Source organism: Shinella sp. GW821-FHT10F02, from assembly GCF_058809275.1.
The window spans coordinates 295,560-315,929 of the sequence record NZ_JBXASL010000010.1 but is presented as its reverse complement, the minus strand read 5'-3'; the positions used below and the strand labels follow the sequence as shown (position 1 = coordinate 315,929).

The 20,370-nt window shown below is 64.0% G+C and carries 24 protein-coding genes and 1 pseudogene; 14 read left to right on the top strand and 11 right to left on the bottom strand.

Annotated features, from left to right (window positions below):
* Nucleotides 1-163 precede the first annotated feature (163 nt).
* Nucleotides 164-760, bottom strand: a complete 597-nt coding sequence (locus tag AC1RWL_RS28920) for an NUDIX domain-containing protein (protein ID WP_493096875.1) — start codon at nucleotides 758-760, stop codon at nucleotides 164-166.
* A gap of 20 nt (nucleotides 761-780) precedes the next feature.
* Nucleotides 781-2,940 (bottom strand): molybdopterin-containing oxidoreductase family protein, encoded by a 2,160-nt coding sequence (locus tag AC1RWL_RS28915; RefSeq protein WP_493096874.1) that lies wholly within the window; start codon nucleotides 2,938-2,940, stop codon nucleotides 781-783.
* 57 nt (nucleotides 2,941-2,997) lie between these two features.
* On the opposite strand from AC1RWL_RS28915, the gene AC1RWL_RS28910 reads away from it, so the two are divergent.
* From AC1RWL_RS28910 to AC1RWL_RS28900, 3 genes are all read left to right on the top strand, one after another.
* A complete protein-coding gene (locus tag AC1RWL_RS28910; protein WP_492648967.1) occupies nucleotides 2,998-3,858 on the top strand; it encodes a 23S rRNA (adenine(2030)-N(6))-methyltransferase RlmJ in 861 nt (286 codons plus the stop codon).
* Between the two features lie 77 nt (nucleotides 3,859-3,935).
* Nucleotides 3,936-4,658, top strand: a complete 723-nt coding sequence (locus AC1RWL_RS28905) for a ribonuclease T2 family protein (protein WP_493096873.1) — start codon at nucleotides 3,936-3,938, stop codon at nucleotides 4,656-4,658.
* A gap of 72 nt (nucleotides 4,659-4,730) precedes the next feature.
* Entirely contained in the window at nucleotides 4,731-5,321 is a 591-nt protein-coding gene (locus AC1RWL_RS28900) for a glutathione S-transferase family protein (protein ID WP_439628363.1), read from the top strand.
* 58 nt (nucleotides 5,322-5,379) lie between these two features.
* Here the strand turns inward: AC1RWL_RS28900 and AC1RWL_RS28895 are convergent, their stop codons facing one another.
* Nucleotides 5,380-6,021: an outer membrane protein gene (locus AC1RWL_RS28895; RefSeq protein ID WP_493096872.1), complete on the bottom strand. Its 642-nt coding sequence runs from the start codon at nucleotides 6,019-6,021 to the stop codon at nucleotides 5,380-5,382.
* A gap of 358 nt (nucleotides 6,022-6,379) precedes the next feature.
* Here AC1RWL_RS28895 and AC1RWL_RS28890 point away from each other — a divergent pair, with 358 nt between their 5' ends.
* The 6 genes from AC1RWL_RS28890 to AC1RWL_RS28865 all read left to right on the top strand — a co-directional run bounded on the left by AC1RWL_RS28890 (nucleotide 6,380) and on the right by AC1RWL_RS28865 (nucleotide 11,185).
* Nucleotides 6,380-7,144 carry an SDR family oxidoreductase gene (locus AC1RWL_RS28890; protein ID WP_493096871.1) on the top strand — a complete coding sequence of 255 codons (765 nt, stop codon included), beginning with the start codon at nucleotides 6,380-6,382 and terminating at the stop codon, nucleotides 7,142-7,144.
* Nucleotides 7,141-9,189, top strand: a complete 2,049-nt coding sequence (uvrC, locus tag AC1RWL_RS28885) for an excinuclease ABC subunit UvrC (RefSeq protein ID WP_493096870.1) — start codon at nucleotides 7,141-7,143, stop codon at nucleotides 9,187-9,189. Before AC1RWL_RS28890 ends, uvrC begins: the two co-directional genes overlap by 4 nt.
* Before the next feature lie 67 nt (nucleotides 9,190-9,256).
* Nucleotides 9,257-9,730 (top strand): hypothetical protein, encoded by a 474-nt coding sequence (locus AC1RWL_RS28880; RefSeq protein WP_493096869.1) that lies wholly within the window; start codon nucleotides 9,257-9,259, stop codon nucleotides 9,728-9,730.
* Between the two features lie 143 nt (nucleotides 9,731-9,873).
* Entirely contained in the window at nucleotides 9,874-10,458 is a 585-nt protein-coding gene (gene pgsA, locus AC1RWL_RS28875) for a CDP-diacylglycerol--glycerol-3-phosphate 3-phosphatidyltransferase (protein WP_256118876.1), read from the top strand.
* Between the two features lies 1 nt (nucleotide 10,459).
* Entirely contained in the window at nucleotides 10,460-10,714 is a 255-nt protein-coding gene (gene moaD, locus AC1RWL_RS28870) for a molybdopterin converting factor subunit 1 (RefSeq protein WP_493096868.1), read from the top strand.
* A 3-nt stretch (nucleotides 10,715-10,717) separates the two neighbouring features.
* Nucleotides 10,718-11,185, top strand: coding sequence for a molybdenum cofactor biosynthesis protein MoaE (locus tag AC1RWL_RS28865; RefSeq protein ID WP_493096867.1), 468 nt, complete (start codon nucleotides 10,718-10,720; stop codon nucleotides 11,183-11,185).
* A 63-nt stretch (nucleotides 11,186-11,248) separates the two neighbouring features.
* Here the strand turns inward: AC1RWL_RS28865 and AC1RWL_RS28860 are convergent, their stop codons facing one another.
* The gene (locus AC1RWL_RS28860; protein WP_493096866.1) at nucleotides 11,249-12,145 is read right to left on the bottom strand and encodes a branched-chain amino acid ABC transporter permease; all 897 of its coding nucleotides are present in this window, start codon (nucleotides 12,143-12,145) and stop codon (nucleotides 11,249-11,251) included.
* Between the two features lie 65 nt (nucleotides 12,146-12,210).
* Here AC1RWL_RS28860 and AC1RWL_RS28855 point away from each other — a divergent pair, with 65 nt between their 5' ends.
* The 3 genes from AC1RWL_RS28855 to AC1RWL_RS28845 all read left to right on the top strand — a co-directional run bounded on the left by AC1RWL_RS28855 (nucleotide 12,211) and on the right by AC1RWL_RS28845 (nucleotide 14,734).
* Nucleotides 12,211-12,765, top strand: a complete 555-nt coding sequence (locus AC1RWL_RS28855; protein WP_493096865.1) for a CGNR zinc finger domain-containing protein — start codon at nucleotides 12,211-12,213, stop codon at nucleotides 12,763-12,765.
* Complete coding sequence (locus tag AC1RWL_RS28850) at nucleotides 12,762-13,262, top strand: hypothetical protein (RefSeq protein ID WP_256118870.1); 501 nt, start codon at nucleotides 12,762-12,764, stop codon at nucleotides 13,260-13,262. The genes AC1RWL_RS28855 and AC1RWL_RS28850 overlap by 4 nt, the downstream gene beginning before the upstream one ends.
* 62 nt (nucleotides 13,263-13,324) lie before the next feature.
* Complete coding sequence (locus tag AC1RWL_RS28845) at nucleotides 13,325-14,734, top strand: hypothetical protein (RefSeq protein ID WP_493096864.1); 1,410 nt, start codon at nucleotides 13,325-13,327, stop codon at nucleotides 14,732-14,734.
* A 72-nt stretch (nucleotides 14,735-14,806) separates the two neighbouring features.
* On the opposite strand, the gene ndk is transcribed toward AC1RWL_RS28845, so the two are convergent.
* Nucleotides 14,807-15,229, bottom strand: coding sequence for a nucleoside-diphosphate kinase (gene ndk, locus AC1RWL_RS28840; protein WP_050742909.1), 423 nt, complete (start codon nucleotides 15,227-15,229; stop codon nucleotides 14,807-14,809).
* Nucleotides 15,230-15,367: 138 nt separating this feature from the next.
* Nucleotides 15,368-16,069: a glutathione S-transferase family protein gene (locus AC1RWL_RS28835; protein ID WP_493096863.1), complete on the bottom strand. Its 702-nt coding sequence runs from the start codon at nucleotides 16,067-16,069 to the stop codon at nucleotides 15,368-15,370.
* A gap of 134 nt (nucleotides 16,070-16,203) precedes the next feature.
* Between AC1RWL_RS28835 and AC1RWL_RS28830 the strand changes: the two genes are divergently transcribed.
* The gene (locus AC1RWL_RS28830) at nucleotides 16,204-16,716 is read left to right on the top strand and encodes a DinB family protein (RefSeq protein ID WP_493096862.1); all 513 of its coding nucleotides are present in this window, start codon (nucleotides 16,204-16,206) and stop codon (nucleotides 16,714-16,716) included.
* Between the two features lie 166 nt (nucleotides 16,717-16,882).
* On the opposite strand, the pseudogene AC1RWL_RS28825 reads toward AC1RWL_RS28830, so the two are convergent.
* The 5 genes and pseudogenes from AC1RWL_RS28825 to AC1RWL_RS28805 all read right to left on the bottom strand — a co-directional run.
* Nucleotides 16,883-17,134, bottom strand: a pseudogene (locus AC1RWL_RS28825) (site-specific integrase); the annotation flags it as partial.
* Nucleotides 17,134-17,631, bottom strand: a complete 498-nt coding sequence (locus tag AC1RWL_RS28820) for a site-specific integrase (protein ID WP_493096861.1) — start codon at nucleotides 17,629-17,631, stop codon at nucleotides 17,134-17,136. The pseudogene AC1RWL_RS28825 and the gene AC1RWL_RS28820, both read right to left, overlap by 1 nt.
* Nucleotides 17,632-17,654: 23 nt before the next feature.
* Entirely contained in the window at nucleotides 17,655-18,017 is a 363-nt protein-coding gene (locus AC1RWL_RS28815; protein ID WP_493096860.1) for a hypothetical protein, read from the bottom strand.
* 13 nt (nucleotides 18,018-18,030) lie between these two features.
* Complete coding sequence (locus AC1RWL_RS28810) at nucleotides 18,031-18,342, bottom strand: hypothetical protein (RefSeq protein WP_493096859.1); 312 nt, start codon at nucleotides 18,340-18,342, stop codon at nucleotides 18,031-18,033.
* Nucleotides 18,343-18,380: 38 nt separating this feature from the next.
* The gene (locus tag AC1RWL_RS28805; protein WP_493096858.1) at nucleotides 18,381-18,818 is read right to left on the bottom strand and encodes a hypothetical protein; all 438 of its coding nucleotides are present in this window, start codon (nucleotides 18,816-18,818) and stop codon (nucleotides 18,381-18,383) included.
* Between the two features lie 297 nt (nucleotides 18,819-19,115).
* On the opposite strand from AC1RWL_RS28805, the gene AC1RWL_RS28800 reads away from it, so the two are divergent.
* The gene (locus AC1RWL_RS28800) at nucleotides 19,116-20,369 is read left to right on the top strand and encodes a hypothetical protein (protein WP_493096857.1); all 1,254 of its coding nucleotides are present in this window, start codon (nucleotides 19,116-19,118) and stop codon (nucleotides 20,367-20,369) included.
* The last annotated feature ends 1 nt before the right edge of the window (nucleotide 20,370 follow it).

Sequence of the window (20,370 nt, the reverse complement as noted above, 5' to 3'; positions counted from 1 at the left end):
CACTCGAAATGCTCCAGATCACACTCGACATCTTCCTCGCAAGAAAACGCCTCGCGAGTCCAACATGAACACTCCCCCCTCAAGGGGGGAGATGCCCGGCAGGGCAGAGGGGGGCAAGCCGCGAGAGCTGCCTGGCCGGAGTAGCGAGAATCACCCGCGCCCCTCAGCCAAACTCGCCCCGATGCAGCATCAGCCATTGCAGCAGCACGATCGTCTTGGCATCCTGAATGCCACCCGTAGCGATCAACCCATACGCTTCGTCGATCGGCATTTCGACGATCTCGATATCCTCCCCCTCGCCGTCCACGCCGCCGCCCTTGCCGTCGCGCTTCGTGGCATCGATGCGGGCGACGAAGCAGCCGACGCGCTCGGTGAGCGTGCCGGGGCTCGAATAGATGTCGAAGAGGTGGCGTACGTCGCGCACGGCGTAACCGGTCTCCTCCATCGCCTCGCGGGCGACGGCCTCTTCGGGCGCGTCGTCATCGAGCAGGCCGGCCGGCACCTCCAGCAGGAAGCCGTCGGAATGGCCGCCGAAGAAGGCGCCAGGGCGGAACTGGCGCACGAGGATGAGCGACTGGCGGGCGGGATCGACCAGCAGCACGGAGGCCGCCGGGCCGTGGTCATGCACCTCGCGGTCGAGCCGCTCGACCCGGCCATCGGCGCGGGTCTGCTCGATGACGAGGGTGCGAAGGTGGATGAAGCGCTTCCAGACGGTCTGCTGGTCGACGATGCGGATGGCGGACGTGGCTGGAGCCGTCATGGAAAATCCTTCAGGTGGAATCAGGCCTTGCGCAGCCAGACTCGGTTGTCGTGGAAGGCGGCACCGCCATAGGGGGCGACGGGATCGGCGCCGGTCAGCACATTGATGCCCTCCCCGTCGAGATGCGCGGAGTTCGGCCAGATGCCCTCGGCGATCAGCACGCCGGGCTTCACGCTGTCGGTGATCTTCGCGTGCAGGCGGATATCGCCGCGGACATTGCCGAGATGCACGATATCGCCCTCCGCGATGCCCTCGGCCGTCGCATCCTGCGGATGGATCATTACCTCCGGCCGGCCTTCGCGCTCGCGCGAGCCCTTGGTCTCCGTAAAGCTGGAGTTGAGGAACATGCGGGCGGGCGACGTGGCGAGGCGGAAGGGGTGTTCAGCATCCGGCGTCTCGATGAGCTCGACATGATCCGGAAAGGCCGGCAGCGCCGCATGCGGGCCAAAGGCGCCGAGCACCTTTGGCGGCCGGTTGGGCGCCGGCGTGTCGATCCATTTCGGGCGGAAGCGGAATTTGCCGTCCGGGAAACCGAAACCCTTGGCGAAATGCGCGGTCTCGAAATCCGGCTGGCAGTCGATCCACTTCTCTTGCCTGAGCCCGTCGAAATCCATCTCGTAATAGGGCAGCATGCGGGTGATGTGCTCCTGCTCGGACAGCCCGAAACCGGGCATCCCGTCGACGCCGAGACGCTTCGCCAGCTCCTCGATGACGAAGAGATTGGTGCGCACGGTAGCGGGCGGCTCGACGAGTTTCGGGCCGAGCAGGATGTGCTGGTGGCCGCCGCCGCGGTAGAGGTCGTCGTGCTCGACGAACATGGTGGCGGGGATGACGATATCGGCGAGCTTCGCCGTATCGGTCATGAACTGCTCGTGCACCGCGACGAACAGGTTGTCGCGTTCAAAACCCTGTTTCACCAGGCGCTGCTCGGGCGCCACGTTCACCGGATTGGTGTTCTGGATCAGCATGGCCGTGACGGGGCCGCGATCGCGCAGCGCCACGGCATCGCCGGTCAGCACGCGGCCGATCTGCGACTGGTCGAGCACGCGGATATCCGGATCGATGAGCCTTGTGCCCATCAACTCGCTCTTGCGCAGATGGAAGATTGACGAATTGCTGTGGAACGCGCCGCCGCCCTCATATTGCCAGGAGCCGAGCACCGTGGCGATGGAGAGTGCGGCATGCATGGAGACCGCGCCGTTGCGGCTGCGGGTGAAACCGTAGCCGAGGCGGAAGAAGCTCTTCTTGGTGCGGCCGACGAGGGCGGCAAAGGTTTCGATTTCCTCGACGGTGAGGCCGGTGATCGCGGCCGCCCATTCCGGGTTGCGCGTCGCAAGATGCGCTTCGAGGCCGGCCGGGTCGTCGGCGAATTTCTCCATATAGGCGCGGTCGGCGTAACCATCACGGAAGGCGACGTGCATGACGGCGCAGGCGAGTGCCGCGTCCGTGCCCGGCCTCAGTTTCAGCGCGAGGTCCGCCGTTTTCATCGTCGGGTTGTCGTAGATGTCGATGACGACGATCTTGGCGCCGCGTTCCTTGCGCGCCTTCACCGCATGGGTCATCACGTTGACCTGCGTCGAGACGGCGTTCGTGCCCCAGATCACCACGCAGTCCGACTTCGCCATTTCGCGCGGATCGGGGCCGCGCAGCGTGCCGGCGCCCATGGTGAAGCCCGTCCAGGCGGGGTTGGTGCAGATCGAATCAAAGAAGCCGGAATAGCGTTTTGCGTGGCGCAGGCGCTCGATGGAATCGCGCTGCACCTGGCCCATCGTGCCGGCGTAATAATAGGGCCAGACAGCCTCCGTGCCGTGCGCCTGCTCGGCCTTGACGAAGGCTTCGGCAATCGCATCAAGCGCGGCCTCCCAGGAGATGTCGGCCCAGTCGCCGCTGCCCTTCTCGCCCTTGCGCACCATCGGCTTCATCAGGCGGTCGGGGTGGTAGAGGCGCTCGGCATAGCGGGCGACCTTGGCGCAGATGACGCCGGCCGTGTAGCTGTTGTCGGCGCTGCCCTTGACGCGGCCCATTCGGCCATCCGCGCCGATCTCGATGTCGAGTGCGCAGGTGGAGGGACAGTCATGCGGACAGGCGGAATGGCCGATCCGGGGTTTTCCGAGATTGGGGGTCGCAACGTTCATGGCTTTTCTATATGGCAGAGCGCAAAGTGCCAAAAGGCAAATCATTCTACCATCGCAACAATTCATCGTCGCATCAGCGCGGATGATCGTGGGTGTCGCACAATGAACTATCGCCACATCTACCACGCCGGCAATTTCGCGGACGTGCTGAAACACGCCGTGCTCGCCCGCCTCGTGCTCTACATGCAGGGCAAGGACAAGGCGTTTCGCGTGCTCGATACCCATGCCGGCCTTGGGCTCTACGATCTTTCGAGCGAGGAAGCGCAGAAGACCGGCGAATGGCTCGACGGCATCGGCCGGCTCATCGACGGCGACATGCCGGCGGCGGTGGCGGATATCCTCGCGCCCTACCTGAAGGTCGTTCACGAACTGAATCCGCATGGCGGGCTAACCTATTATCCCGGCTCGCCAAAACTGGTGCGCCAGCTCTTCCGCCCGCAGGACCGGCTCTCCGCCATGGAGCTGCATCCTGACGATTACGAGACGCTGCACCGGCTGTTCGACGGCGATTTCCAGAGCCGCGTCACCCGGCTCGACGGCTGGCTGTCGCTGGGCGCGCACCTGCCGCCGAAGGAAAAGCGCGGCATCGTGCTGGTCGATCCGCCCTTCGAGATCGAGGGCGAATACGAACGGCTGGTCGACGGGCTGCAAAAGGCGGTGCGGCGCTTTCCCGGCGGGGTCTATTGCCTGTGGTATCCGCTGAAGAAGAACGCGCCCATCGCCGCCTTCCACAAGGCGCTAAAGGAGACGGGCATTCCCAAGATGCTCTGTGCGGAACTGACCGTGCGCAGCGACCGCGAAACAACTGGGCTGACGGGCTCCGGCCTCATCGTCGTCAATCCGCCCTTCACCCTGAAGCCGGAGCTCGACGTGCTGCTGCCCTTCCTGAAGGAACGGCTGGCGCAGGATCGCTTCGCCTCGGCGCGTGCCTTCTGGCTTGCGGGCGAAACGAAGGCCTCTTGACCTTTGCCGTTCGGCGGCAACAATCGCGCGCCGAACCGGGAGACTTTCATGACGCCTTTCCTCGCGGCCGCCAATCGATGAGTCGGCCGCACTTCTCCACCGTTGTGCGATCCGTAAGCCTGCTCCTTGCCGGCCTGGCGACGCTTGCCGCTTGCAGCGAGGAGAAGCCGGCCGAGAAGCCGAAGACAAAAGTGAGCCGCAAGACGCCGGCGCAAAAAATTCCGCTCGGCAAGGGGTTCGATTTCTACGTGCTCTCGCTGTCCTGGTCGCCGACCTGGTGCGCGGGCAACGATGCCACCGGCAAGACCCAGCAATGCCGGCGCGGCGAGAACAACGGCTTCATCGTGCATGGGCTCTGGCCGCAGAACGACCGCGGCTATCCGGAATTCTGCCGGACCCGCGAGCCGGACCGGGTGCCCGACAATCTCGGCCGCACCGTTCTGGACATCATCCCCTCCATGGGCCTGGTCGGCCACCAATGGCGCAAGCACGGCTCCTGCTCGGGCCTCAGCCAGAAGGACTATTTCGCCGTCACGCGCGCGGCCTTCGAGCACGTCAGCATTCCGGCGGAGGCGGAGCCGCAGCGCGGCGGCGCGCGCCTTTCGCCCGATGCGGTGGAGCAGGCCTTCATCGCCGCCAATCCCGGGCTTGACCGCAAGGGCATCGCGGTGACCTGCGAGGACGGGCGGCTGGAAGAAGTGCGCATCTGCATGACGCCGGACCTCTCCTTCCGCCCCTGCCCTGAAGTCGACCGCGCGGCCTGCCGCGCCAAATCCATCGAACAACCGCCCATCCGCTAGCATGCCCCCTTAAATCGGAATCGATTTAAGGAAAGGATCATGCGTAAATTCAAAGAGCACAGGACCCTGCCGATGAAAATCTTCTATTCCACCACCTCGCCCTATTCCACCAAGGTGCGCATGGCCGCACATTTCGCCGGGCTGCCGGTCGAAGCGATCGCCACCGACACCAATGCCGACCCGGCCGAACTGCTCGCTGCCAACCCGCTCGGCAAGATCCCGGCGCTGGTGACCGACGACGGCCTCGCCGTCTTCGACAGCCGTGCGATCATGAACTATATCGACCGCCAGACGCGCGGCTCGCTCTACCCGCGCAATGCGGCCAAGCGCACCGAAGTGGACGTGCTGGAAGCGACCGCCGACGGCATCTGCGACTGCCTGCTCGCCATCGTCTATGAACGCCGCTTCCGGCCGGAGGAGAAGATCCACCAGCCGTGGATCGACCGGCAGTGGGAAAAGGCCGAGCGCGCGCTCGATCATCTCGAAGCCAACATGCCGCGCCTCGGCAAGAAGCCGAATGGCGGCCATTTCGCGCTCGCCGCCATGCTGCGCTACATCGAATTGCGTTTCGAAGGAAAGTGGCAGCGCGGCCGCCCGAAGCTGAAGCGCTTCCTCTCCCGCTTCGAAGCCGTCTTCCCGGACTTCGCGCAGTTCAAGGATTGAGCACAAACAAAAAGGCCGGGCTTTCGCCCGGCCTTTCCGTATTCCAGAGCCGTGAGGCTTAGAACTTCACGCCGAGACCGACGCGGACGCTGTGGTCTTCGAAGCCCGACTTGACCTTGTCGCCGCCGAGGTTGAAGCCCTTCTTCTGGTAGTCGCTGTAGCGGTATTCGACGCGCGCCGTGACGTTGTTGGTCACGAAGGCTTCTGCACCTGCACCGGCGGTCCAGCCGACCATGTTGCGGTCGTCCTTGCCGGCGCCGTTCTTCAGCTCGACGTTCGTGCCTGCAACACCGGCGGTGCCGTAGAGCAGGACCGGGTTCAGGTCGATACCGACGCGGCCGCGGATCGAGCCGTTGACGCCCTGCTTGGCCTTCAGGCCGTTGCGCTCGGCGTCGACGCCCGAGTAGTTCAGGTCGGCTTCACCGCCGTAGACGATCTGGCCGGACTGCATGTTGTAGCCGCCGTAGACGCCGCCGCCGAGGCCGTTTGCCTTGGCATCGCCCTGACGGTTGAAGTCACCGCGCTGCCAGCTTGCCGTACCACCGGCATAGGCGCCGGCCCAGTTGCCGCCCGAGACCGGCTCGGAATATTCAGCGGCCGGAGCCTGGGGTACTTCGTCGATGGCGTCGGCGGCGTGAGCGGCCTGGAAAGCAACGATCGAGACGGTCGAAGCGATGAGGGTGGCGATGAGTGTACGCATGATATTCTCCTTTACTGAACGACGCCCTCTGTTGGGAGGCTGTCGGGCGTCGTCATTTCTAATTCAGTCCCGCCCGGTTGAGGGGAAATTGAATAAAGATTGAGGAATTGAAAGAGCCAAAATGTGAAATGATTGTGGCAGAGACACGGCACAAATGGGATGTGACTTTTGAACAACAGGGAATTTATTAACCATGAATTCAAGAAGCGCGAAAACCGGTAAAATATACTTAAAATTACTTTGAAGTGGCTTTTGCAGTTAATTTTTCTGCAACCAATTGTCGGGGGGAGTTTAAGCCTGCGCTGGGATGTCTATATCTTGGGCCGGTTAAACAAATGAATCGGCAGGACGGATTTTCTTGAAGAACCCCCTCAGGACGGCCCTCGTGACGGGCGGCGCGAAACGCATCGGCAAGGCCATCGTGGAGGATCTCGCGGCGAACGGCTTTGCCGTCGCCATCCACGCAAACGAATCCCGCGACGAGGCGGACGCGATCGCCGGCGCCCTCACCGCGCGCGGCGTGACGGCGGCCGTCGTGCAATGCGACCTCTCGGACGGGGCTGCGACGGCGGAACTCATCGCGGCGGCGCGTGCTGCGGTCGGCCCGCTCGATCTGCTCGTCAACAACGCCTCGCTGTTCAAGCCCGATACGGTCGAGGCCTTCGACGATGCGCTGTGGGACCGCCATTTCGCCGTGCATGTGAAGGCGCCGTCGATCCTGGCGCGTGATTTCGTGCGCCAGCTTCCCCACGGCATGGCGGGCTCGATCGTCAACATCATCGACCAGCGCGTCTGGAACCCGACGCCGCGCTACTATTCCTACACGCTCTCGAAATCGGCCCTGTGGATGGCGACGCGCACCATGGCGCAGAGCTTTGCGCCGCGCGTGCGCGTCAATGCGATCGGCCCCGGACCGTCGCTGCCGAACGAGCGGCAGGACGACGCCGCCTTCCAGGCGCAGGTCGAGGGATTGATCCTGCGCCGCGGCCCTTCGCTTGGGGAATTCGGCCGAACAGTTCGCTTTTTGTTCGACACGCCATCGATAACGGGGCAAATGATAGCGCTCGATGGCGGGCAGCATCTCGCCTGGGAAACACCCGATGTCGGGGGAATAGCGGAATGAATGGCCGGAAGGTGGAGGATGGCGGCATCCTCTATGACGAGAACGAGACGGAAGAGGACGACGAGCTTCAGGAAAGCCCGCTCGAAGGCGTCATTGCGCCGGCCGTCGCGACACCCGGCATGGACTGGAACGAAGGCGGCGACGTGCCGGAAGGCGTTGTCGGCGCAGCGCTGATCGAGTTCTTCGTCAAGCGCCTGCCCAACAGCCCCGGCGTCTACCGCATGTTCAATGCGGATGGCGACGTGCTCTATGTCGGCAAGGCGCGCAGCCTGAAGAAGCGCGTGACGAACTATGCGCAGGGCCGCGGCCATTCCAACCGCATCACGCAGATGATTCGCCAGACGGCGAACATGGAATTCGTGACGACGCGCACGGAGACCGAGGCGCTGCTCTTGGAAGCCAACCTCATCAAGCGCCTGCGCCCGCGCTTCAACGTGCTTCTGCGCGACGACAAGTCCTTCCCCTATATCCTGCTGACGGGCGACACGCGGGCGCCGGCGATCTTCAAGCATCGCGGCGCGCGCAGCCGCAAGGGCGACTATTTCGGCCCCTTCGCTTCGGCTGGTGCCGTGGGCCGCACGATCAACTCGCTGCAACGCGCCTTCCTGCTGCGCACCTGCACCGACAGCGTGTTCGAAAGCCGCACGCGGCCCTGCCTGCTCTACCAGATCAAGCGCTGTTCCGGCCCCTGCACGAACGAGATCCGCGATGCGGACTATGGCGAGCTCGTGCAGGAGGCGAAGGATTTTCTCTCCGGCAAGAGCCAGAAGGTGAAGGCGCACATGGCCGAGGCCATGAACGCCGCCGCCGAGGACCTCGATTTCGAGCGCGCCGCCGTCTATCGCGACCGGCTGGCCGCACTCTCCCATGTGCAGAGCCACCAGGGCATCAACCCGGCGGGCGTCGAAGAGGCGGACATTTTTGCGATCCACCATGAGGGCGGCGTGTCCTGCATCCAGGTGTTCTTCTTCCGCACCGGGCAGAACTGGGGCAACCGCGCCTATTTTCCGAAGGCAGACCCGCAGCTTTCCGGCAGCGAGGTGCTGAACGCCTTTCTCGCGCAGTTCTACGACGACAAGCCCTGTCCCCGGCAGATCCTGCTCTCCGAAACCGTCGAGGAGATCGACCTACTAGCGCAGGCGCTCTCCGAACGATCCAACTACAAGGTGACGATTTCCGTGCCGCAGCGCGGCGAGAAGAAGGACCTCGTCGACCATGTGGTGGCCAATGCCCGCGAGGCGCATGGGCGGAAGCTGGCGGAAACGGCCTCGCAGTCGCGCCTGCTCGACGGTTTCGCCGCGACCTTCAAGCTGCCCACCGTGCCGCGCCGCATCGAGATCTACGACAACTCGCATATAATGGGCACCAATGCCGTCGGCGGCATGGTGGTGGCGGGGCCGGAAGGCTTCGTGAAGGGGCAGTACCGAAAATTCAACATCAAATCGACCGACATCACGCCCGGCGACGACTTCGGCATGATGAAGGAAGTGATGACCCGGCGCTTCTCGCGCCTCATCAAGGAAGAGGGTCTGCCGGACCGCACGGCCGAGGCCGGCGCGGAAGCCGCCGACCTGCCCTTCCCCGCCTGGCCGGACGTCATCCTCATCGATGGCGGCCAGGGCCAGATGACGGCGGTGCGCGCCATCCTGGAAGAGCTCGGCATCACCGACCAGGTCATCGCCATCGGCGTCGCCAAGGGGGCCGACCGCGAGGCCGGGCGCGAGCGCTTTTTCATGCGCGGCATTCCGGATTTTTCGCTGCCGCCGCGCGATCCCGTGCTCTATTTCGTGCAGCGCCTGCGTGACGAGGCGCACCGCTTCGCCATCGGCTCGCACCGGGCGCGCCGCAAGAAGGAAATGGTCAAGAACCCGCTCGACGAGATCGGCGGCATCGGCCCCACGCGAAAGCGCGCCCTGCTCCAGCATTTCGGCACGGCGAAGGCGGTGTCGCGCGCGGGCATGTCGGACCTGATGGCCGTCGCCGGCATTTCGGAATCGGTCGCCCGCATCGTCTACAACCATTTCCACGACGACGCGGCGGGATAGCGGTTGCGAGCCGGCCGGTGGCTGCTAGGGTGCCGGCACGACATTCCTCCATAGACAGCGAGGCGTCATGATCGTCTTCAAGCATAGCCTGCTCGCCATCGCCGGCCTCTGCCTGCTGGCAACGGGTGCCGCCGCGCAGACCCAGGTGGGCGATGCACAGATGCTGGGCGTGACCGGCACCTGCGAGGCGCTCGTCGTGGGAAAACAGCAGTTCAGCGACAGCTGCTCGGGAAAACTGCTCAACGTCTCCTATCCGAACGGCCGCGTCGGCTTCTATTTCGTGCTGGAGGATAGCCGCATCATCACCTTCAGCGGTATGGACGGCGCCAATCCGACGCCGGACAGCGACGTGATCGACCTCGACAAGGTGATCGTCAGCCGCAAGGACACGCCGGACACGCCCGATGTCTTCCCGGCAAAGGGCACCTGCGGCTTCGGCAATCCGATGAAGGGCGCCATGACGGTTTCCTGTGAGGGCACGCTGGCCGACGGCGAAGCCTTTTCCGCACGCTTCACTACGGACGGCAAACCGCCGACGTGACCACCCGCAAGGCGCGGTTTTTTGCAAACAGATGCGTCATTCGGCCCGGCTCCGTAAATTCGCCAAGAATTGCCGGAAACAAAGGTTGACGGCACTGTCACAAAGACCTCATCTAGCCGGAAATAGTCGAGACTGAAGAATCCATGGCTTCCCGCGCATACAATATCCCGAACCTCCTTACCTACGCCCGCATCGTGGCCGTACCGCTGATCGTGCTGTGCTTCTTCATCGAAGGACGGCTGGAATCATCGGATTTCGCGCGCTGGGCGGCCTTCGGCCTGTTCGTCGTCGCCTCCATCACCGACTATCTCGACGGCTATCTCGCCCGCATCTGGAACCAGACGTCGAATATCGGCCGCATGCTGGACCCGATCGCCGACAAGCTGCTGGTTGCCTCCGTGCTGCTGCTGATGGCCGCCGACGGCACCATCGCCGGCTGGACGATCTGGGCCGCGATCATCATCCTGTGCCGCGAGATCCTCGTCTCGGGCCTGCGCGAATATCTCGCCGACCTCAAGGTCAGCGTGCCGGTCACGCGCATCGCCAAGTGGAAGACGGCCATCCAGATGCTGGCCATCGCCTTCCTGCTGGCCGGTCCCGCCGGCGACAAGGTGCTGCCCTACACGACCGAGATCGGCATCAGCCTGCTGTGGATCGCGGCGCTCATCACCATGTATACGGGCTACGACTATTTCCGCGTCGGCCTGAAGCACATCGTGGACGAATGAGATGACGAAGCTCGTCTATTTCGCCTGGGTGCGCGAACGGATCGGCAAGGGCGAGGAAGAGATCGACCTGCCCGCCTCCGTGCAGACGGGCGGCGACCTTCTGCGGCACCTCAAGACGCTCGGCGACGACTACGCCCATGCGCTGGAGCACGAGAACGTCATCCGCATCGCGATCAACCAGGAACATGTCGAGCACGACGAACCGATCGCGGGTGCCCGCGAGATCGCCCTCTTCCCGCCCATGACGGGGGGCTGAACGGTGGCCGGCGACGCTCCGGTCATCGTGCGCGTCCAGACGGACGATTTTGACGCCGCAGCGGAGACCGCGCACCTCACCGGCGGCCGCGGCGATGCCGGCGCCATCGTCACCTTCACCGGCCTCTGCCGCGATGAGGGCGGCCTGCTCGCCGCACTGGAACTCGAACACTACCCGGGCATGGCGGAAGCGGAGATCACGCGCATCTGCCGCGAGGCGGTCACGCGCTTTTCCCTCCTCGGCATCGCCGCCATCCACCGGGTGGGCAAGATCGCGCCGGGCGAAAACATCGTGCTGGTCATCGCCACCGCCCCCCACCGCCACGCCGCTTTCGACGGCGCCTCCTTCGTCATGGATTACCTGAAGACCTCCGCCCCCTTCTGGAAGAAGGAACATTTCGCCGACGGCCGCACCGGCGGCTGGGTCGACGCCAAGGAGAGCGACGACCGGGCGCGGGAGAAGTGGGCGTAATTGGCTCTTTTGTTTTCGTTTGTCTTTTCGGGAAAACCGGTTCCCACTTTTCCCTGACAAACTCTACGGCACCGGCCGTTCGCGGCGGAAAATCACCAGCAGCAGCACCAGCGCGGAAAAGATCACCAGGTCGCGCCAGAGGAAATCGCCATAGGCGCTCCAGAGCGTCTCGGCGAAACCCATGGCCGCACCGCCGAGCGCCGAAAGCAGGGGCGCCCCTGCCCCGCCGATCGCGGCGATGAACAGCACCTTCACGCCGAAGACCAGACCGGCGCCGAAATCCATGTTGCCGTAGTAGGAGACCGCGAGGATGCCGGTGAGGCTGGCGATCAGCGCGGCGATGGCATAGGCGGCGAGGTAGACGCCGGCAGAATCCACGCCGCACAGTTCCGCCGCCTGCCGGTCTTCCGAGACGGCCCGCCAGCGCCGGCCCCAGGCGGAACGGGCGAGGAAGACGTGGCCGGCGAGGACGATGGCGACCATCGCGGCCGTATTGGCCAGTTGCAGCAGCGTCAACGCCACCGGAAAGGCCGGGTCGCCCCAGAAGACGATCGGCGTGTTGAGGAAGGGCGGCAGCCAGAGGCTGCGCGTATCCGAGGCAAGCCGCGCCGTCTCCATCAGCACCAGCACGGTGCCGACGGCGGCGACCACGACCGTGTTGTCCGAGGAGAAGGCAAGCGGGCGCATCACGAAGCGCCCGATGACCAGGCCGGCGCCGATGCTGTAGAGGAGCGCCACGACCGCGCCGAAACCCAGCGCCGCCGGCAGCACCAGCCACAGCCGATCCCAACCGAAACCGGCAAACAGGATGAACATCTGCGCCGCGAAGGCGAAGAGCGCGCCGTAGCCGATGTCCGCCCGGCGCGTCACGGCAAAGGCGATCGAATAGCCGAAGGCGAGCGCCGCATAGAGCGCGGCGACGGGCATGGCATTGGCGATCTGCTGGAGGAAATAGGCCATGGCGGTTCCGGACGGGTTCGATAAATTATAACTGGCAAAATTGCTTTTACCAGTTAGAATATCGCATGACCTTTTCCTGGACCCCGCATCGGTTTTCCGGCGGCGCGCTCGCCCTCGATGTCGCGAACTCCGTCGTGCTGCGCGCCGATCCCGAGCGGCGGATCGACCGTTTCGCCGATCCGGCCGTAATGGACGCCTTCCCCGACGGCGCGAACCGGCATGGCGCGGAACGCGCGCTTTTCGGCGCGCTGGAGCCGGTCGGCGCGGACGCCCGCGACGGGCTGGTGGCGCTGCGCGAGGCGATCGACCGCCATTTTCGCGCGGAGGTGCTGGGTGCGGGAAAGCCGGCGCTGATGGCCGACCTGCTCGATGCCATTTCAGCGACGCTGCGCCGCTCGGGCACCCGGCACCACGCGCTCGATACGGCCACCGCCCGCTCCGCCCTGATGCTGCTGACGCAGCCGGAGCCGGAGCGGCTGAAAATCTGCCCGAACTGCGACTGGCTCTTCCTCGATCGCAGCCGCAACCGGTCGCGCGCCTGGTGTGACATGGCCGTCTGCGGCAACCGGGCGAAGGCCAGCCGCCATTATCGCCGCAACCGCGAGGAGCCACGGCCATGAAGAGGTTTCTGCTGATCGCCCTGCTGCCCCTGATGCTCGCCGCCTGCCAGCGCGAGACGGGGGCGGACCCGCTGAAGCTGACTGGAAAAATGTTCGTCTTCAACTACCGGCTGGCTTACGCGACCTACATGATCACGCTCGACCGCATCGCGCCGGTGCCGGAGGGATCGGTGGTGAAGGCCGAGTTCGAGAACCCGGCGGGCGGCGCGCCGCTGACGCTGGAGCGCAAGCTCTTTGCCAATCTCAAGCGCGTCGCGCTGGAGAGCCCTGACCTTTCCTGTGTGAAGAAGGGCAAACCCTACAAGGTGGCGATTTCGGTCGTCGGGCCGGATGGCACGACGCTGCAAACCCTTGAGGCCGAAGTCACCTCCACGCTCGACCAGAGCGCCCTGCCGGCAAAGGCGCTGGTCGTCGGTCCCGGCTATGACAAGAACCCGGAAGTTTTCAAGGACGGCAAGACGCCGGAGCATTTCGAAATGGCGACGTGCCCGTTCTGAGCGAATATTCGCCAAGGCTCATGCGTTCCGCCTGAAATGGTTTGTCGCGGGAGGCTATGCGCATGAGGGTTCTGCCTGTCCTGGCCGCCGCCGGCCTCCTGGTGATGTCCACCGCGGCCCGCGCGCAGGAACCAGCCGCCTGCCCGGCCAAGGCCGCCATTCTCGCCCTTTCCGATATGGTGCTTGCCGAGCGGGAAACGTTGCCGCGGCTGAAGGCGCGCGGTGTTGGCGCCGAGGCCGCCTATCTCAAGATCCGCTACGGCGGGCTTTCGGCGGAAGACGCCACCACGCTTGCCCACGGCCTGCGCGAGGCCGGCGTGCGGGAGGCGATCGACCTTGCCGGTGCGCTCGATGCGCGGCGCGAGGGCTTCGCCGCGGTTGCCGACGATCCGGCAGGCCTGCCGCAGTTCGGCGTGCTCATCTCCACCGTCCGGGCGGTTCTGGAACAGGGCGATACGGAAAAGCTGCTCGCCGCGATCGCCGCCTTGAAGGGCGACCAGCAGGCGTCGATCGGCCAGCGCATCGTCGCGGCTGTCATCGACTGGCCGGACGAGCGAAAGGCAGCGCTTGCGGAGGCCGCAGGCAAGCATGGCCTCCTCCTCATACAGGCCGGCCTCATCGCCTCGCAGCGCGACCCGAAAGCCTGGGCCACCTTCGCCGCCTCGAAACCGGACAGGCTCGCGGATCTGGTGCAGGCCTGGAACTGGGCGCCGGGGTTTGTCGGCAATCCCGCCCTGCCGCGTCCGGCACAAGATGCGAAAGCCCAGGCGATGCGGAAATCCGTCCACACCGTCTTCATCGTCGCCGCCCGCGAGCCGGAACGGGACTTCCTGATGACCTACCTGAACTATACGGGCGACATTGCCGACACGGAGAAAGCGGCGCAGGCCGTGCTGGCGGAGATCGATGGCGGGGATATCCGGCCGGAGGGCCTGTTGGACCGCGCCTGGCTGACCGCCTATCGCAGCCTTCGCGCCACGGCGGCCGATCCGGCAAAGGTAGATACGGTGCTCACGGAAATCTCGTTCTATGCCGGGCGCTATTCGCGCACCGCCGAAGGCCTTTCCGTGCGCGATGTCATCGACCGCCTCATCGCGGTCGAGGCCCTGACGCCCTTCCTCAAGGGTGAAGCGACCGCAGTGCCGGAGATGCCGGAAGAGCTCAGCGCCAGGTTCCAGGCGCAATGGCCGCTTTGGGCGGAGATGGCGGCGGCGCTGAAGGCGGCCCCCCTGACGCCGCTCGCCAAAGACCCGCTGAAGGCGCCGATCGTCGCGGAACTGCTGCTTGCCGCCGGCGACCATGCCCGCCTCGCCGATGTCGTGCTCGCGGCAGAACCGGTGGAGGCGAAGCTTGCCATGGCGACCGACTTTGCCATGCGGCTCGACCGCGGCTGCGCCAGCACCATGTATCACCAGGCCGAAGCGGTGCTGCTCTCAGGCCAGCCGATCTTCAAGTTCGATACCCTAAAATGAAAGAACCGGAGCCTTACGGCCCCGGTTCTTCACACATATCAATCATGACCGGCCGGAGCCGGGCAATCTGATTCAGCCGACGATTTCGGTGTCGGAGAACCAGTACTTGATTTCCTGCGCAGCGGTTTCCGGAGCATCGGAGCCGTGAACGGAGTTTTCGCCGATCGACAGGGCGTGCGTCTTGCGGATCGTGCCTTCGTCGGCATTTGCCGGGTTGGTGGCGCCCATGACTTCGCGGTTCTTGAGGATCGCGTTCTCGCCTTCGAGAACCTGGACGATCGTCGGGCCGGAGGTCATGCCTTCAACCAGTTCGCCGAAGAAGGGGCGTTCCTTGTGAACGGCGTAAAAGCCTTCGGCTTCGCGCTTGCTCATCCAGACGCGCTTGGAGGCCACGACGCGCAGACCCGCGTCTTCGAGCATCTTGGTGATCGCGCCGGTCAGGTTGCGCTTGGTCGCGTCCGGCTTGATCATCGAAAAGGTGCGTTCAATCGCCATTTTCCCGTTTCCCTTGGTTTTCCGGTGAAAGTGGCGGTTCCATAGCCGCCAACGCCCGGCAAAACAAGGGGGTGACGGCGATTGGCGATGTCAGGGCCGAAGTTTCATGCAGCCGTCACACGGTGGCCTGGGCCGCCGTCACACGGTGGCCTGGGCCGCTGCAACGCGGTGGCCGACGCCGCCGTGCAGATCGAGGCAGCGGGCAAACCAGTCCGCCACCGGATCATCCTCGGCAAGCACCTTCGTGCCCGCCGTGGTGCGCAGCCATTGCAGCGCGCCGAAGACGATGTAGTCCGGGAAAAGCGGACCTGCGCCGCCGATGAACGGCTGGATCTTCAGCATGTTGCGCAGCGGCTGGAGCTTCCTGGCAAAGCCCTCGATCTCGGCCTTGCCGGCTTCTGCGATGTCTTCCAGCGAGGCGCCGAGGCGCTCCTCTCGACTGCGGCGGAAATAGTCCCGGTCGGCCGGCCCGAGCAGGTTGTGGATGTCGAGGATGGCGATGCGGGTGACCGCCATGTGCAGCGTCGATTGCGACCAGTTCTCGATGAAACGGGCCATCGCCACGCCGCCTTCGCCGCCGAACAGCGACGGCCGGTCGGGATAGGCCTCGTCGAGATAGAGCGCGATGTAGAAACTGTCGCGCACCAGCCGGTCGCCATCGCGCAGCAGCGGCACGGTCGGCGAGCTGCCGCCCTCGATCGCCGGGATCTCGGTGAAGCCGACCGGCACCGTCTCATAGTCGAGGCCCTTGTGGGCGAGCGACAATACCGTCTTCCAGACATGGGGCGAAAACTGGCGGGTTTTGTCGGCGCCGGAGAGCGCGTAGAGCAATCGGGTCATCGAAGCCTCGTCGTTTGGTGTCGGCGCATTGGAGCGCAGGGCGGCCCGTCGCGCAAATCAGATAATTTCATGGGTCGCATTCATGCAGGCGATGCAGGCTTCCGCTATAGTCCGGGCACATCACGGAGACCCCGATGCTCGACCACTACCGCATGTATGCCGCCTACAATGCCTGGGCCAACCGCGCGCTCTATGACGAAGTGGGCAAGCTCGACGATGCCGCCTACCGCCAGAATCTCGGTGCCTTCTTCGGCTCGCTGCACCGCACGCTGAACCACCTGCTCACCGCGGATCGCATCTGGCTGAAGCGTTTTACCGGCAGCGGCGACGCGCCGACCAGCCTCGACACCATCCTGCACGAGGATTTCGCCGGCCTGCGCGCGGCACGGGAGGTGGAGGACGCGCGCCTGGCGGCCTTCATCGATTCGTTGACGGAAGAGAAGATCGCCGCCGACTTCACCTATAGCCCGCTCACCAACCCGACGATCGTCACCCATCCGCTCGGACCCGCACTGACCCATGTCTTCAACCACCAGACCCACCACAGGGGCCAGTGCCATGCCATGCTGACCATGGTAGGCGGGCCAAGTATAACGCTAGACTTGATTTATTTCGTTCGTAGCCCTGCCGGTGGCGCGTTTCTTTAATCCTCGACTGGCGCGTTTTTGGCGTCATAGGGCGAAAAAAAGCGGCCTTACAGAGTTTGTCCAATGCTGCGGCGGCGGCCGTGAGGTAGGTCGGCGAGTGTGGCATGTACCGCAGGGTCATGTCGGCGCCGAATTTCTTGTGGCCCAACTGATTCGCAATCTCCGCGGTATCGACGCTCTCCATGCACATCCAACGGGCGCACGTGTGGCGGATGCTGTAGAGAGTGACCGACTTGTCCAGCCCCGCCCGCGTCCGCGCCTTCCGTACAACCGTCTCAGGCCGGTCCATGGGCTTTCCATGGAAGATGAGCAGGCGACCATCGGCATGGTCCTTGAAACGTTCCCGTGAGCCCTCTGTGAGCTTTACAGTCGGTCTGTACTTGTTGGTCTGCTTCCGGCCCTCGGGATTGAGATAAATCAGGCCCGCATCGAAATCGATTGCCCCTTGGTGAGGCTGGTGATGGCCTCGGGACGGGCGGCGGTGGCCGTCAGGAGGTAGACGAGGTCCCGCCAGTGCTTCTGCTCGCTGCCTAGGTAGAACGCCCGCAGCTCCTCGATGGACAGCGCCTTGCCCTTCTGGCCCTCCTCCCGAACCTTGAGCATGTGCACGAACGGCGCGGAGGTAATGGCGCCACGCTTGTAGGCACGGCGCATCGCTGCTCGACCAGCCTCAAGGCAACGGTTGACGCTGTTGTCCTTCAGCCCCTTGGCCGTCAGCCACTCTTGAAATTCCTCCTGCCGGCCGACCGACCGGACATCGGCGACGGTCGCCTCCTTCCAGAAGTCGTTCCAGTAGCGGAGGTGGACCTTCACCGTCTCGGCCGAGCGGAGCTTGCTGGCCTGATGGTTCCAGTAGTCGAGCAGGACATCGGCGAGCGGCATTTTGGCCGGCGAGAGGTTTTCCTCGCCGAGCACGCGGTTCGCATAATACCAATCGGTCAGGGCTTCTTGCGCGGACTGAAAATCCGTTGTGCCGAGTGATGCGCGCTTGGTGCGTCCGTTTTCAATCCAACACCGGTACCAAGCGGGAGAGCTGTCGCGCTGTCCGAGCCAGTAGGGACCGAGTTGGAATTCTCGACGGGTGTACTTTGCCATTTATCCCCCAGCAGGAGCATGTCGGCGATGTGGATGCCGAGGTAACGGACCATGCGCTCGCCAAGGTTGATTGCGGGAGTCTTGCCCGCACGACGCATCTTCTTCAGGTGGTCATGGTTGATGCGGAGGATATGCGCGGCCTCGGCTTCCGAGTAGCTCTCGTAAAGCTCGAACTTGTGATGCCTCGCAAGTTCCATCCGGTGCATCTGTCTCTCGTCCCTATCCACACGACCCGCCTAGTCTGAATAGAATATTAGCAAACTGCGGAATCCCTGTCACCAGCCCCAGCAATAAGGCGCCGGTCATGAATGAGGCCCACTTTTGGCGCATCGCGTAAAACAGCAGGAAGCCGATCAGGATGACGTTGATGAACTGGTACCATCCCTCGTAGATGGGCCAGAGCACCGGTGTCAGCCAGCAATGCAGGAAGGGGTAACCCACCGCTTGAACCGACAACCAGTTGGCGACGCAGAGAATAAGGACCGCGCCGGCCACCGCAACGGAAGGTTTTAGTGTGACTGCCTTCGCCATGGTCGCCCCGCTCGGAAAATGGGAGATAAAAACGACGATTATGAAAACTGGTAGGCCGAATTAAACACCGGCCGGAAATCGCAGGGGTGGACCCACTCCCCCCTGCACAGCACCGCCGTCTCCTCAAAGACCATCTGAAGCCCAAGGTTGTGGCCCGCAAAATAGCCCTTGAAGGTCTTGACCTGTATATCCTCGTCCCAGTCGAACATGCGCTCGGCCGGCATGAGGCCGATAGGAAAGGACGCCAGCCCTTTCCGGAACAGCTCAAGCAGCCAGTCGGCCATGTACTTGAAGGATACGTCGAGGAATACGATGGGCACGTCATCGTAAGACATGTTCATCATCGAGAGCGCCCGTGTTGGCATCGGCCACTGGCGCGCGTAATACGTTAGCTGTTCCGCCGTGAACTCACCCCGCGGCAGCTTCACCGTCGTGCAGACCTGTCGTGCGAACAGGTCGAATAGTTCCCCCGCCATGCAAACCCCATGTTGCAAGACTAGCCCAACCACACCCTAAGCCCGTTAAGCCCCGATAAGCAAGAGGCCGGCGAAAAGGATAGCTGGTAGCGTGATTGTAGTAGTGGAACCATACGACTTTCGAGGAAAGTCGGTTCCATTAGCAACGCGTGATAAGGTGGGGCATGGCGGCAACAATCGGCGTCTTCTTCAAGCACGACTTTATCGGCAAGAAGTCGCAGGCGAAGCCGTACACCGCCCGTGCCCACAGCCGGTACGTCCAGCGCCAGAGCGACCCAGCACGTCCACGTGCACCTCATGCCCGAGAACTACAATGCCCGGCAACGGTGGTTTTTCGACCACGAAAACGGCCTACGCGCCAATGGTCGCGTCATCGACAAGTTCATCATCAGCGTGCCGCGGGACGTGACCGAGGCGCATGCCATCTCGACCTTGAAGGCTTATGGCGAGCGTATCGGTCAGGGCGTCTGCCCCTTCATGTTCACCCTGCAAGGCTTCGACACCGGCAACCACCACGCGCACTTCATCTTCATCGACAAGTCGGTCGAGGACGGCAGCCGCGTCTACGGAACGACCAACCGCAACAGCACGCAAGGCCTCAAGCTGGAGTGGCAGCACGTGGCGAACGATATGTTCGCTGAGCTTGGATATGACGTGCGCGTCAAGGTGAAGGACTGGAAACAGGAGCAGGCCAACGACAAAACGCTTTCCGAGCAAGAGGCCGCTCCGGAAGCCCTTGAACCTTCCCCCGATACTGATACCGTGCCGGAACCCGAAACGCTTGCGACGGACGGCGTTGACAGCATGGAAGTCTTCCAAGAGGCCTACATCGAGACCGAGGACCTGGACGCCTACGACGGCACCGTCGGCGGCTACCATGTACGCAAGATTTACGACGCGCAAACCGAGCTGAACTACCTCCATCAGATGCGGACGCGTGTCGCCGAGGCCGAGGCGAAGTATGCCTCCGCACGCGAGGCGAGGGAGCGGGCGGAGCACGAGGCCGGCGCCTACAAGGCGGAGAGCCTGCCGGTTTTCCAAGAGGCATCACAGGCCGAGGAGAGCTTCCAGAAGCACACCACCGCCCGTGGGAAGCTTCGCGGAATCGGGCTGAAGGTGTTCAATTTCGAGTTGAAAACCGCCGCCCGCAAGCAGGCCGAAGCCGCCCAGACGCGAGCCGAAATCGCGCGCTATAAGGCGGGGCATGCGCGGCAGGAACAGGCCGGATACGATTACAACGCCGCATCGGCCGCTACTGCCGAGCGCGAGGCGGAGCGGGCCGCCCTCATGGCAAGGAACCATCTGGTTGACGCCATCGGAAGCGCGGAGGCCGTCGAAAAGGCGGAGCGCCTTTTTGAGAGCACCATCAAGCATCATCTGGACGAGTTGAGCGAGGGTGACATCACCGTCGAGGACATCTCGAATGCCATGCGCGACGGTGAGCTGACCATCGAGGAGGTGCGAACCTACCTCGAAGTGTCCGGACAGACGCAGTTACTGGAGACCTTGGAGGAAGCGCGGGATGGTCGAGACGAGGGTCTCGACATCTAGC

Bases quoted from the DNA above. Each gene is read 5' to 3' on its own strand.
- AC1RWL_RS28920 (WP_493096875.1), bottom strand. From the start codon at position 760: ATGACGGCTCCAGCCACGTCCGCCATCCGCATCGTCGACCAGCAGACC.
- AC1RWL_RS28915 (WP_493096874.1), bottom strand. From the start codon at position 2,940: ATGATTTGCCTTTTGGCACTTTGCGCTCTGCCATATAGAAAAGCCATG.
- AC1RWL_RS28910 (WP_492648967.1), top strand. From the start codon at position 2,998: ATGAACTATCGCCACATCTACCACGCCGGCAATTTCGCGGACGTGCTG.
- AC1RWL_RS28905 (WP_493096873.1), top strand. From the start codon at position 3,936: ATGAGTCGGCCGCACTTCTCCACCGTTGTGCGATCCGTAAGCCTGCTC.
- AC1RWL_RS28900 (WP_439628363.1), top strand. From the start codon at position 4,731: ATGAAAATCTTCTATTCCACCACCTCGCCCTATTCCACCAAGGTGCGC.
- AC1RWL_RS28895 (WP_493096872.1), bottom strand. From the start codon at position 6,021: ATGCGTACACTCATCGCCACCCTCATCGCTTCGACCGTCTCGATCGTT.
- uvrC (WP_493096870.1), top strand. From the start codon at position 7,141: ATGAATGGCCGGAAGGTGGAGGATGGCGGCATCCTCTATGACGAGAAC.
- AC1RWL_RS28880 (WP_493096869.1), top strand. From the start codon at position 9,257: ATGATCGTCTTCAAGCATAGCCTGCTCGCCATCGCCGGCCTCTGCCTG.
- pgsA (WP_256118876.1), top strand. From the start codon at position 9,874: ATGGCTTCCCGCGCATACAATATCCCGAACCTCCTTACCTACGCCCGC.
- moaD (WP_493096868.1), top strand. From the start codon at position 10,460: ATGACGAAGCTCGTCTATTTCGCCTGGGTGCGCGAACGGATCGGCAAG.
- AC1RWL_RS28860 (WP_493096866.1), bottom strand. From the start codon at position 12,145: ATGGCCTATTTCCTCCAGCAGATCGCCAATGCCATGCCCGTCGCCGCG.
- AC1RWL_RS28855 (WP_493096865.1), top strand. From the start codon at position 12,211: ATGACCTTTTCCTGGACCCCGCATCGGTTTTCCGGCGGCGCGCTCGCC.
- AC1RWL_RS28850 (WP_256118870.1), top strand. From the start codon at position 12,762: ATGAAGAGGTTTCTGCTGATCGCCCTGCTGCCCCTGATGCTCGCCGCC.
- AC1RWL_RS28845 (WP_493096864.1), top strand. From the start codon at position 13,325: ATGAGGGTTCTGCCTGTCCTGGCCGCCGCCGGCCTCCTGGTGATGTCC.
- ndk (WP_050742909.1), bottom strand. From the start codon at position 15,229: ATGGCGATTGAACGCACCTTTTCGATGATCAAGCCGGACGCGACCAAG.
- AC1RWL_RS28835 (WP_493096863.1), bottom strand. From the start codon at position 16,069: ATGACCCGATTGCTCTACGCGCTCTCCGGCGCCGACAAAACCCGCCAG.
- AC1RWL_RS28830 (WP_493096862.1), top strand. From the start codon at position 16,204: ATGCTCGACCACTACCGCATGTATGCCGCCTACAATGCCTGGGCCAAC.
- AC1RWL_RS28815 (WP_493096860.1), bottom strand. From the start codon at position 18,017: ATGCACCGGATGGAACTTGCGAGGCATCACAAGTTCGAGCTTTACGAG.
- AC1RWL_RS28810 (WP_493096859.1), bottom strand. From the start codon at position 18,342: ATGGCGAAGGCAGTCACACTAAAACCTTCCGTTGCGGTGGCCGGCGCG.
- AC1RWL_RS28805 (WP_493096858.1), bottom strand. From the start codon at position 18,818: ATGGCGGGGGAACTATTCGACCTGTTCGCACGACAGGTCTGCACGACG.
- AC1RWL_RS28800 (WP_493096857.1), top strand. From the start codon at position 19,116: ATGCCCGAGAACTACAATGCCCGGCAACGGTGGTTTTTCGACCACGAA.